We start from the raw sequence: 9887 nt of genomic DNA, 5'->3' as shown, positions 1-9887 counted from the left end.
GGGGAACCCCTCCGCTAGCGCGGGAGGTGTTCCCCTTCCCCCCAAGCCCCCCATCCCTTCCCCAGCGCGCTTTTACCGGGGAAGAGCCAAAGACACGCGGCACTCTCGTCCCAAAAGCAAGCGGCGTGTATACAGTCTGTTTGGCTTATCAATTGAAATTGTTTGCAAAAATTGTGTTGACAGACCTTGGAGCATTTTCAGAGTGAAACGCTTCGCGTTGCAAGCCATATGGCCTGTCGCTTCGGGGGAAAACGTGGTTTTCCGCTCAGTTGGGGCCGGGCGGCGCTGTGCCGCCCCGTTTCAGGCGTCTTTCGACGAACCGGCCAGCCAGTGGAGGAAGGCCAGCAGGATGGCGGAAGGCTGGCGGGTACGCGGCCAGACGGCGTAATAGGCATGTTCCGTCGTGACCGGCAGCAGGTCGGGGAAGGGCATGATAAGGCGTTTTTCCCGCAGCAGCCCCTCCATGAGGCGCGTCCGGCCGAGCGCCACCCCCAGACCGTAGGAGGCGGCCAGCGCGGCCCCGTAGGCCGTATCCAGCGTCATGCTGTGCGCCTTGCCCAGATCGAGGGCATTCTTTTTGGCCCATTCCTGCCATTCGGCGGTGACGGTGCTGTAATGCCACGGGGCGCAGTCATGCAGCAGGGTGCAGCTTTCCAGATGCTCCGGGTGCCCGTACAGGTCGTGGGCTTCGGCGTAGGCGGGGGTACAGACGGGCACGGCCCGTTCATCCATGATCTTGCGGGATTCCAGACCGGTGAAGGAGCCGCTGCCGTAGTACAGCGCCACATCGACGCCGGACTCGTGGGAGAAATCGGTGGGCGTGTTGCCGGTGTGCACGGCGATCTGCAGGCTCGGGTGGGCGGTCTGGAATTCGGGCAGACGCGGCAGCAGCCAGCCCAGCGCGATGCTGGGATGCGCGTAGATGGTCAGGCTCGACAGCCCGTCATCGTCGAGCAGCCGCTTGACTTCGGCGTGCATCTTGGCAAGGGCGGCCTCGTACACCTCGCGCAGGCGCTCGCCCTCCACCGTCAGCGTCACCGAGCGGGTCAGCCGGTTGAAGAGCGGGAAGCCGAGCACTTCCTCCAGCCGGGCGATACGATGGCTCACCGCGCCCGGCGTCAGACACAGGTTTTTGGCCGCCGCCTTGAAACTGAGGTAGCGCGCGGCGATGACGAACGTCTTGATGTTGATGATGTGATTGTCGTCGCTGAGGACAGCCGCGATGCTGCGGGCATGTTTCCGGGCGACGGGATCGTCGGCGTAGTTCATGCGAAACCCTGTGTTGCGGGGAAAAAGCGTGGGGGGAGGCCTCCTTCCCATCATCACGCACACGGGGCGGAGCGTCAAGAGGGCCTCCTCGGGCGGGAGTCGGCGTGCGTTCCCTGCGGGAGCGGGGCGTCGAGGGCGTCATCGCGTCCAGCGGATCGCGGGGGATCACCGCGCGAGAGAGCAGGGGATGCGTCGCTCGGGCGGGGGGGGGACGGTCCTCGCGGCGGACGGGAGGCTGCCCCCGCGACAGGGAGCGTTTTCCCCTTGAAACGCTTTGCCTCCCACCCCCATACGGTCTGTCGTTTCGCGGAAAAAATGCGGTCATCCCGACGGTTTGGGGCGGGCGGCGCTGGACCGCCGCCTTGCGTATCGCCTTTTTCAAAGGCAAACCGCTCTCATGCCAAGACGCTCTAAAATCCGTGCCCGGACGGCTCCTGAGTGCTTTGCAGACCGGAAAAAATCGTGTAGGGTGACCAAAGGCGACAAAACGTATGTTGCCAAGTTAATCTTATTCACCCACAATTACGGGAGATTCACCTATGAAGTTGGGCAAACGTCTCGCTGGACTGGCCATGCTGGCCCTGACGCTCGGCTTTGCCGGTCAGGCCGTGGCCGCGGAACCGATCAAGATCGGCGTGTACCTGCCGCTGACCGGTCAGAATGCCTTTGGCGGACAGCTGGAACTGGAAGGCATCCAGCTGGCGCACAAACAGATGCCCACCGTGCTTGATCGTCCCATCGAGCTGGTGGTGGTGGACAACAAGTCCGACAAGGTCGAAGCCGCCAACGCGGTGAAACGCCTGACCGAACGGGACAAGGTGGTCGCCCTCATCGGTACCTACGGCTCCTCTCTGGCCATGGCCGGCGCGGAGATCACCGAAAAGGCCAAGATCCCCGGCGTGGGCACCTCCTGCACCAATCCTCTGGTGACCATGGGCAAGAAGTACTACTTCCGCGCCTGCTTCATCGACCCCTATCAGGGCGCTGCCGCCGCCACCTATGCCTTTGAGAACCTCGGCTTCAAGAAGGCCGCCGTGCTCATGGACATGACCAACGACTACGCCGTGGGCCTGGCCAACTTCTTCTCCCGTTCCTTCAAGAAGCTGGGCGGCGAAGTGGTGGCCAACCTCAAGTACAGCTCCGGCGACCAGGACTTCACGGCCCAGATCACCGAACTCATCGCCAAGAAGCCCGACATCGTCTTCATGCCCGCCTACTTCGCTGAAGGCGCCATCATCATGAAGCAGGCCCGCGAACTGGGCGCGACCTTCCGCCTCATGGGCGCGGACGCCATGGACAACCCCGACACCGTGAAGCTGGCGGGCAAGGCGGCCGAGGGCTTCCTGCACACCACCTTCCCCTATGACCCGACCATGCCCACCATGAGCGGGGAAGCCAAGAAGTTCACCGACGCCTGGAAGGCCGCCTATCCTGAAAAGGACACCAACGTGAACGGCGCTCTGGGCTACAACAGCTATTTCATGATCTACGACGCCATCAAGCGCGCCGGTTCCGCCGATCCCGAAGCCATCACCAAGGCGCTGGCCTCCACCAAGGACCTGGTGACCCCGCTGGGCACGGTGTCCGTCAACGCCACGCATGACGCCGAGATGCCCGTGGGCATCATCGAGTACAAGGGCGGCAAGCGCGTCTATGTGGGCGAAGTGACGCCCAAGCAGTAAACCCTCTTTGCTTTCAACACGGCCCGCCGGAGCGGACGTTCCGGCGGGCCTCAACGTCCAGGTGGCCTCATGACCCTTGAAATGTTTTTTCAGCACTGTTTCAATGCCCTGACGCTGGGCTCGCTCTATGCGCTCATAGCCATCGGCTACACCATGGTCTACGGCATTTTGCGGCTGATCAACTTTGCCCACGGCGATATTCTCATGGTCGGGGCCTATTTCGTCTTTTTCGGCACTTTTGCCTTCGGCTGGCCCTGGGGCCTGGCGGCCATCCTGGCCATCGTGGGGGCCAGCGTCATCGGCGTGGCCATCGAGCGTGTGGCCTACCGGCCTCTGCGCGAAGCGCCGCGCATCTCGGCGCTCATCAGCGCCATCGCCGTCTCCTTCTTTATTGAAAGTCTTGCCGTGGTGGTCTTTTCCGGGCAGCCGCGCCCCGTGGTCCAGCCGGAATGGCTGATCACGGAATGGCAGCTCGGACAGGTCCGCATCCTCAAGCTCACGGCCTTTGTCCCCGTGATGACGGCCATCCTTGTGGCGGTGCTGCTCTATGTGGTCTACAAGACCAAGCCCGGTCTGGCCATGCGCGCCATTTCCAAGGACATCGAGACCACGCGCCTCATGGGGGTGCGCGTGGACAACATCATCGCCTTCACCTTCTGCATCGGTTCGGCGCTGGCTGCGGCCTCGGGCATCATGTGGGCCCTGCGCTATCCGCAGGTCCATCCGTACATGGGCATCATGCCCGGCCTCAAGGCCTTCATCGCGGCGGTCTTCGGCGGCATCGGCTCCATCCAGGGGGCGGTCATCGGCGGCCTCGCTCTGGGTTTCGTGGAGATCATGGCCGTTGCTTTCCTGCCCGAGCTTTCCGGCTACCGTGACGCCTTCGCCTTCGTCCTGCTGGTGCTGGTGCTGGTGGTCAAGCCCACCGGCCTGCTGGGCGAACGCCTGAAGGAGAAGATCTGATGCGCCTGAACCTCACCACTCTCGCCAATATCCTGCTCATCCTGCTGGTCGGAGGAGCCCTCTGGCTGGTGGAACGCCACGGACTTATCGGCGACTATCAAATCTACATCGTCAAGCTCATCTTCATCAACGCCATCCTGGCCCTGTCCCTCAATCTCATCTACGGCTTTACCGGGCTGTTCTCTCTGGGACATGCGGGCTTCATGGCCATCGGGGCCTATGTGGGCGCGCTCTGCACCCTGCTGCCCGAACAGAAGGAGATGATGTGGATACTCGATCCCATCATCTGGCCTTTCTCCATCCTGCATACCCCCTTCTGGGTGGCGGTGCTGGCCGGGGGCGTGGCGGCCATGCTCTTTGCCTTCGTCATCGCCGTGCCCGTGCTGCGCCTGGGGGATGACTACCTCGGCATCGCCACGCTGGGCTTTGCGGAGATCATCCGCGTGCTCATCGTCAACATGTCGTCCATCACCAACGGCTCGCTGGGCATCAAGGGCATACCCGCCGAGGCGACCCTCATGACCTGCTACGTCTGGATGATCATCACGCTCATCGTGCTGGCGCGCCTGCTCTTCGGCAACTTCGGCAACGTGCTGCGCTGCATACGCGACAACGAGATCGCCGCCAACGTCATGGGCATCAACGTCTTCAACTACAAGGTGCTGTCCTTCTGTCTGGGCGCCTTCTTTGCCGGTGTGGGCGGGGCGCTGCTGGGCAGCCACCTCTCCACCATCGACCCGAAGATGTTCAACTTCCTCCTGACCTTCAACGTGCTCATGTTCGTGGTGGCCGGAGGCCTCGGCTCCCTGACCGGCAGCTTGCTCGGCGCGGGCATCATCACCGTGCTGCTGGAATGGCTGCGCGCCATCGAGGAGCCCATGGACTTCGGTCTCTTCGAGATACCGGGCATCCCCGGTATGCGTATGGTCGTCTTTTCGCTGATCCTGTTGCTCATCATCCTGTTCCGGCGCGAGGGCATCATGGGCACGCGGGAACTCACCTGGAAGAGCCTGCGCCGTCTGGGGAGGAAGAAGGCATGAGCGGCAAGGATATCCTTTTGCGGGCCGATGGCATCACCATGCGCTTCGGCGGAGTGACGGCCGTGTCGGAAATGTCGCTGGCCATCCCGCGCGGCAGCATCGTGGGCGTCATCGGGCCCAACGGCGCGGGCAAGACGACCCTGTTCAACGTCCTGAGCGGCTTCTATACGCCGCAGGAGGGCCGGGTCATCTTTGAAAAACGAAACATCAAGGGCTTTGCGCCGTACCGCGTCTGCCGTCTGGGCATCGCCCGCACCTTCCAGAACATCCGCCTCTCCGCGCAGATGTCGGCGCTGGAAAACGTGATGGTGGGCTGTCATGTGCGCCGCCGCTGGCCGTGGTGGATGGCCCCGCTGGGCCTGCCCATGTACTACCGCGAGGAAGCCGCCATCCGGGAAAAGGCCCTGCGCCTGGTGGAACGGCTGGATCTGCTTGCCTACAAGGACGAAAAGGCGTGCAGCCTGCCCTATGGCGCGCAGCGCCGTCTGGAGATCGCCCGCGCCCTGGCCACGGAACCGAAGATGCTGCTGCTCGACGAGCCCGCGGCAGGCATGAACCCGCAGGAAAGTCTGGAACTCATGCACTTCATCGGTCATATCCGTGACGAGTTCGACCTGACCATCCTGCTCATCGAACATGACATGAAGGTCGTCATGGGCGTGTGCAGCTACATCTGGGTCATGGAATACGGCTCGCTCATCGCTGAAGGCGATCCCGACGCCATCCGCAGCAATCCCGAAGTGATACGCGCCTATCTGGGTGACGAGGTGACCCATGCTTGAGATTCGTGACCTGCATGTACGCTACGGCGGGATCCAGGCCGTACAAGGTGTGAATTTGTCCATCCGGCGCGGCAGCATCGTGACGCTGGTGGGCGCCAACGGCGCCGGCAAGAGCAGCATCATCCGCTCCATCGCCGGACTGAACAAGACCATCAGCGGCGAGATGCTCTTTACCCGCCGAGAAGGGGATACGCCCGTTTCCCTCATGGGCCTCAAGCCGGAGGACATGGTGCGGCGGGGCATCTCCCTCTCCCCGGAAGGGCGGCGCATCCTCCCGCACCTGACCGTTGAGGAGAACCTGCTGCTCGGCGCCTATACCCGCAGTGACCGCGACGGCATCAAATCGGACATGGAACGCGTGTACGAGCTTTTCCCCCGTCTGCGCGAACGCCTCTGGCAGAAGGGCGGTACCCTGTCCGGCGGCGAACAGCAGATGCTCGCCGTGGGCCGGGCACTCATGAGCCGCCCGGACATGCTCATGCTGGACGAGCCGTCGCTCGGTCTGGCGCCGCTGCTGGTGCGCGAGATCTTCAACATCGTCCGCCGCATCAACGAACAGGGCATGACCGTCCTGCTGGTGGAACAAAACGCCTATGCGGCCCTCAACGTGGCCCATTACGCCTACATACTGGAAGTGGGCCGCGTGGTGCTGGAAGGGACCGGACAGGAACTGCTGGAAAATCCCAAGGTCAAAGAAGCCTACCTCGGCGGCTAGCCCTGTTGCCGCTGTCCACTCATTGTTTATTTGGGGGGAAGGGGAACCCCCTGCGTTGCTGTCGATGCCCGTAAGGCTCCTGCGTCGCCTAACGGGCACGGCCTTATGGGCCGCCCGTTGGGTCGCTCGCTAGCGCGCAAGGGTGTTCCTCTTCCCCCCACGCCCCCCATCCCTTCCCCCAACGCGCTTTATTACGCGAATGTCACGCCGCCGTGACGCACAGGCGTTCCTCAGTTCCCGTAATCGTATCATGAAGAAAAAAGCGGCGTGCCCCGGCTGACACGTTCCACGCCGTACAACGTCTCGCTTGAGGGGCGTTTCCGGCATATCGCCGGGGGACTTGCGTCCGAAGAGCATCTTCCTGCCGAGATGTACAGGCGTTCCTCAGTTCCCGACAGTCGTGTGATGAAGAAAAAAAGCGGAGCGTCCCGACGGACACGCTCCACGCCGTGAAGAGACCTCGCCTCTGAGAGGCGTTTCCATCATGTCGCCGGGATCTACGGCCGAAGAGCATCTTCCTGCCGTGACGCACAGGCGTTCCTCAGTTCCCGATAATCGTATCATGAAGAAAAAGCGACGTGTCCCGGCTGACACGTTCCACGCCGTACAACGTCTCGCTTGAGGGGCGTTTCCGGCATATCGCCGGGGGACCTGCGGTCAGGGGACGGCCTGCGGGGGTGCATCTCCCTGTCATCCTCCAGAACAAGATTTTTTGCGGGAGGAAAGGGGGCGCGGGGGAAAGGAGGGGGCTTTTTGCAAAAAGCCTCCTCCTTTCCCCCGCAAAAAACAGTCCTCTCAGATATTAATTAGGACGTGGCGTCGAGCGGTATATCCGGCTGTGCGGCTGCCTGGGCTTGCCTGTTGCGGGTATCGCCGGACTTTTCGATGAGTTCGTCCACCAGATCGCGGAGGATCTGTACTTGCTCCATGACATCGAGGAGGCTGTTGGCGGCGTCAAGCATGGCCTGGGCGTTGCCCTCCGCGATGTCGCTGACGTGCTGGATGTTCTGGGTGATGGCGGTGCTGGAGGTGGATTGCTGTTCGCTGGCGTCGGCAATGGCCCTCACCTGATCCACGGCGCGTCCGATGGTGTTCACGATGTCCACGAGGGCGGCGTCCGAGGCTTCGGCAAGCTCGGTGGATTCTTCGACCAGCTTCATGGAGACTTCCATTTGTTCGACGCTGGTACGGGTGCTCTGCTGGATGCTGGTCACAGCGGTGTGCACGGTCCCGGCGGAGGACATGGTCTTTTCGGCCAGCTTGCGGACCTCGTCGGCCACCACGGCGAAGCCGCGTCCGGCTTCCCCGGCGCGGGCGGCCTCGATGGCGGCATTGAGGGCGAGCAGGTTGGTCTGGTCCGCGATGTCGCTGATGACGCCCATGATCTCCCCGATGCTGCTGGCATGTTGGGCGAGGGCTTCCATATCGCCCTTGAGGGCGGCGGCGTGATCGCGCACGTTGTTGATGCTGGCCGCGCAGCGGTTGACGGTCTCGCGGCCCTGTTCGGCCTTGCTGCGGGTATCCTGGGCGGCTTCGGCCCCGGCGTCGGCGTTACGGGCCACATCGGCCACGGAGGTGTTCATCCGCTCCATGGCCGCGGCGGTCTCGGTGATGCGGGCGGCCTGTGTGGAGGAGCCTTCGCGCGCCTGCGTGATCTGCTGGGAGAAATGCTCGATGGCGGCGGTAAGGGTCTGCACGATGGTGGATATCTGGGTGGCGGCGTTGAGCATCCCTTCCTTGCGGGCGCGCTCGGCGTAGGCTTGCGCGGCTTCTGCCTTCTGCATGGCCTCCTGGGCCACGGCGGACTCTTCCCAGGCCTTGTAGGCTTCGTCCTGCGCCTTGCGCATATGCTCGAAGAGGTTGATGGACATCTTGATGATGTTGGCAAAGACGCCGTAGGATTCGCCGTCGTCGGCGATGTCCAGCCGTCCCTGAGCGATGAGGTCGGTCACGGCCATGAGTTCGTCGGGGTCCTTGCCCAGCTTGCGCAGGGTGTCCCGGATGATCCAGGCGGTGAAGATCACGGTGACGAGCACGGTGATGCCGAGCGTCAGCAGGATGTAGCGCTGTGTGGTTTCCGTCTTGTGCAGGGAAGCCTGGGCGCGCTCTTCGGCTATGCGGCTGCTGCGGGCGAAGAGCTCCACGAGGAGGTCGCGGGCCGCCCGGTAGGTGGCGCCGTTCTGATCGAATACCTTTTGCTGCATCTCCTCCGGCGTGATCTGTCGGCGTTCCAGCAGGGAAGCAAGCTGACCGTAGCCGTCCATGTAGTGCTCGAGCGTGGCCTTGCCGACGCCCCAGTACCGCGGGTAGGCGGATTCCTCAGCGGCGGCGTCGAAGGCGCCTTTGCGGCGCAGCTCGCCGGAAAGGTCGCCGGCCTGGCGCACGATGGCCTCGCCGCCGGCGGACTTCACGTTATCGGCCCGCACGGGGAAGGAATCCATGGCCTTGCGCAGTCCGTCGAGCAGTTCGCCGCCCTGGCGGACCGCCTCCTGCCTGGCCTGTTCCGTCGGGGCAAAGGCTATCTGCAGCTCCACGGCGCGCAGATCGCCCAGCAGGGCCGCCAGATGCCCGGATGCGGCGGCGGTCGGCATGACGGTGCGGGAGACATCGGCGACCGATTGCCGGATGGCGTCGGCTCCCAGATACGAGAGCAGGGCAAGCACGACGGCGCCGCAGGCGCTCAGGGCGACGCTCAGACTCAGTTTGACGGCCAGTTTCATTCTCTTACCTCCGAAGGGGGAGCGGCGCGGCATCATCTGCCGCCCTCTTCCAAATACTTCTTATCGGCCCGGGACGAAAGAGTCTTAGAGCATCTCCGACAGGCAACGGAGAACGGGCGCGGCGGGCATCTTGCCGCTTGCCAGCACAGCGGGGCGCGGGTAAGATGAACTGTTCCAACAGTGACGGCACGACAGTGCCGGGGAGATCATATGACAAAAGTATTTTTGGCAGGCTGGCTGGCCGTCTGCATGGCGCTGGGCGTCGTCGCCGCGCCGGAACGGGCCGCCGCCGCAACCGAAACGTCCGGCGGCGCCGGCGTCCAACGTTTGAAGCAGGGTGAGGAGATGCTGACTCGCCTGAAAAACGGCCTGACGGTCTATATCATCAAGGACGCGCGCTTCCCGCTGGTCTGCACGCGTCTTTACGTGGGGACGGGCTCGGCCAACGAGCTGCCCGCTCAGGCCGGCATCAGCCATGTGCTCGAGCACATGGTATTCAAGGGGACCAAGGATCGCCCCAAGGGGCAGATCGCGCAGGATGTGGAGGAGCTGGGCGGCTACCTCAATGCCGCCACGTCCTTCGACATGACCTATTACCTGACGGACATGCCCGCCAAGCACTGGCGGACCGGCATGGACGTGGTGCGGGACATGGCCTTTAACGCCACGCTGGACGCCGACGAGCTGGAAAGCGAGAAGAACGTGATCGTTTCCGA

At 63.3% G+C, this 9887-nt stretch carries 8 protein-coding genes; 6 read left to right on the top strand and 2 right to left on the bottom strand.

What is annotated here, in order from left to right; translation table 11 throughout:
• Nucleotides 1-300: 300 nt before the first annotated feature.
• Complete coding sequence (locus Q0K00_RS10200; RefSeq protein WP_297229206.1) at nucleotides 301-1269, bottom strand: LysR substrate-binding domain-containing protein; 969 nt, start codon at nucleotides 1267-1269, stop codon at nucleotides 301-303.
• A gap of 539 nt (nucleotides 1270-1808) precedes the next feature.
• On the opposite strand from Q0K00_RS10200, the gene Q0K00_RS10195 reads away from it, so the two are divergent.
• The 5 genes from Q0K00_RS10195 to Q0K00_RS10175 all read left to right on the top strand — a co-directional run bounded on the left by Q0K00_RS10195 (nucleotide 1809) and on the right by Q0K00_RS10175 (nucleotide 6451).
• The gene (locus Q0K00_RS10195; RefSeq protein ID WP_297229204.1) at nucleotides 1809-2951 is read left to right on the top strand and encodes an ABC transporter substrate-binding protein; all 1143 of its coding nucleotides are present in this window, start codon (nucleotides 1809-1811) and stop codon (nucleotides 2949-2951) included.
• A gap of 69 nt (nucleotides 2952-3020) precedes the next feature.
• Nucleotides 3021-3914 carry a branched-chain amino acid ABC transporter permease gene (locus tag Q0K00_RS10190; RefSeq protein WP_297229202.1) on the top strand — a complete coding sequence of 298 codons (894 nt, stop codon included), beginning with the start codon at nucleotides 3021-3023 and terminating at the stop codon, nucleotides 3912-3914.
• Entirely contained in the window at nucleotides 3914-4954 is a 1041-nt protein-coding gene (locus Q0K00_RS10185) for a branched-chain amino acid ABC transporter permease (RefSeq protein WP_297229199.1), read from the top strand. Before Q0K00_RS10190 ends, Q0K00_RS10185 begins: the two co-directional genes overlap by 1 nt.
• Nucleotides 4951-5736, top strand: a complete 786-nt coding sequence (locus Q0K00_RS10180) for an ABC transporter ATP-binding protein (protein ID WP_297229198.1) — start codon at nucleotides 4951-4953, stop codon at nucleotides 5734-5736. The genes Q0K00_RS10185 and Q0K00_RS10180 overlap by 4 nt, the downstream gene beginning before the upstream one ends.
• Entirely contained in the window at nucleotides 5729-6451 is a 723-nt protein-coding gene (locus Q0K00_RS10175) for an ABC transporter ATP-binding protein (protein ID WP_297229196.1), read from the top strand. Before Q0K00_RS10180 ends, Q0K00_RS10175 begins: the two co-directional genes overlap by 8 nt.
• An 806-nt stretch (nucleotides 6452-7257) precedes the next feature.
• Here Q0K00_RS10175 and Q0K00_RS10170 read toward each other — a convergent pair.
• On the bottom strand, nucleotides 7258-9171 hold the full coding sequence (locus tag Q0K00_RS10170) for a methyl-accepting chemotaxis protein (RefSeq protein WP_297229194.1): 1914 nt from the start codon (nucleotides 9169-9171) through the stop codon (nucleotides 7258-7260).
• Between the two features lie 345 nt (nucleotides 9172-9516).
• Between Q0K00_RS10170 and Q0K00_RS10165 the strand changes: the two genes are divergently transcribed.
• Nucleotides 9517-9887: insulinase family protein (locus tag Q0K00_RS10165; RefSeq protein WP_297229207.1), on the top strand; the 371-nt coding region annotated here is incomplete at its 3' end.

Source organism: uncultured Desulfovibrio sp. (assembly GCF_944327235.1).
Taxonomy (GTDB): Bacteria; Desulfobacterota; Desulfovibrionia; order Desulfovibrionales; family Desulfovibrionaceae; genus Desulfovibrio.
The sequence above is the reverse complement of the archived record's forward strand: the minus strand, read 5'-3'. Positions and strand labels throughout refer to the sequence as shown.

Bases quoted from the DNA above. Each gene is read 5' to 3' on its own strand.
- Q0K00_RS10200 (WP_297229206.1), bottom strand. From the start codon at position 1,269: ATGAACTACGCCGACGATCCCGTCGCCCGGAAACATGCCCGCAGCATC.
- Q0K00_RS10195 (WP_297229204.1), top strand. From the start codon at position 1,809: ATGAAGTTGGGCAAACGTCTCGCTGGACTGGCCATGCTGGCCCTGACG.
- Q0K00_RS10190 (WP_297229202.1), top strand. From the start codon at position 3,021: ATGACCCTTGAAATGTTTTTTCAGCACTGTTTCAATGCCCTGACGCTG.
- Q0K00_RS10185 (WP_297229199.1), top strand. From the start codon at position 3,914: ATGCGCCTGAACCTCACCACTCTCGCCAATATCCTGCTCATCCTGCTG.
- Q0K00_RS10180 (WP_297229198.1), top strand. From the start codon at position 4,951: ATGAGCGGCAAGGATATCCTTTTGCGGGCCGATGGCATCACCATGCGC.
- Q0K00_RS10175 (WP_297229196.1), top strand. From the start codon at position 5,729: ATGCTTGAGATTCGTGACCTGCATGTACGCTACGGCGGGATCCAGGCC.
- Q0K00_RS10170 (WP_297229194.1), bottom strand. From the start codon at position 9,171: ATGAAACTGGCCGTCAAACTGAGTCTGAGCGTCGCCCTGAGCGCCTGC.